This is a genomic window from Phocaeicola sp. RTP21198st1_B8_RTP21198_201120 (assembly GCF_040929485.1).
GTDB lineage: Bacteria > Bacteroidota > Bacteroidia > Bacteroidales > Bacteroidaceae > Phocaeicola > Phocaeicola dorei.
Genome location: NZ_JBCOCI010000449.1, coordinates 1 through 1,177 on the forward strand (window position 1 = coordinate 1; position 1,177 = coordinate 1,177).

The window sequence follows — 1,177 nt, forward strand, 5'->3', positions numbered from 1 at the left end:
CTATAATACGTTTTGGGAGAGATTTCTACTTAATGCAATGAAAAAAAGAAAGAAGCCTCTATCTCTCGAGCCGCAAGAACAAATAATATAAAATATAGAACAAGAAAAAGTATCTAATTTGCCAATTCAGCTAATAATTAGCAGTCTACACCGTTAAAATTGCATAAATAGGAGGCAATGTATTATAACACTAATTATAATATATTAGTTTTGTAAATGTTTAAATAGCAAGCAAAATCAACAAATACGTCAAGATATACAACTTATGACAATTATTAAAAGACGGACAGAAGATACTTTAATAAAGATAGGAGTGATATGCATTTACATGCTTCTATCCATTAACCTAACTTATGCCCAAATAAAAAATATAACAGGAATCATCATTGATGAGGAAAGCCGGGAACCATTGACAGGTGCTTCTGTCACAGTGAAAGGCAGTCGGCAAGGCTGTATTTCAGATCTGGATGGAAAGTTTAGTCTTCAACCAACCCTCCCCGGACAGCAAATGCTGGTTATTTCTTACATAGGATACCAAACTATCGAAGTGCCTGCCCGGCATAATATGATGGAAATCCGGTTGCGTCCGAACGTGAACGAACTGGATGAAGTAGTAGTGCAGGTAGCGTATGGCACTGTCCTCAAAAGATCAATTACCGGGGCTGTTTCCGTAGTGGACAGTAAGCAAATCGAAATGCGTCCGGTCAGTTCTGTTATCTCCGTGCTCAACGGAGCAGTACCGGGGCTACAGACAATTGACGGAGTGGGGCAGCCTGGTATCGAAGCGGAAGTCCGGATCCGGGGATACAGTTCGGTGAACGGAAGCAATAAGCCGCTTTACGTGGTAGACGGTATGCCCTATACGGGATGGATCACCGATCTTAATCCGGCAGACATAGAAAGCGTCAGCGTACTGAAAGATGCTGCTTCATGCGCATTGTACGGTAGCCGGGCTTCGAATGGTGTGATTTTAATTACCACCAAAAAGGCGAAGAAACAGGGAGTTTCTCTTCAACTGGACATTCGCCACGGCTTCAGCGCGCGTGGACAGGGTGATTACGAACGTATGAATGCCAATCAATTCATGGAAACGATGTGGCAGGGGTATCGCAACCAGCTTATCAGCAACGGCAGTAGTCCCGAAGAAGCGACCATCGCCACCAACAATGACATTATC

Annotated in this window: 1 protein-coding gene; it reads left to right on the forward strand. The window is 43.1% G+C overall.

The annotated features are described in order from the left end of the window. Positions 1 to 265 precede the first annotated feature (265 nt). Positions 266 to 1,177: TonB-dependent receptor plug domain-containing protein (locus AB5935_RS27175; RefSeq protein ID WP_368327998.1), on the forward strand; the 912-nt coding region annotated here is incomplete at its 3' end.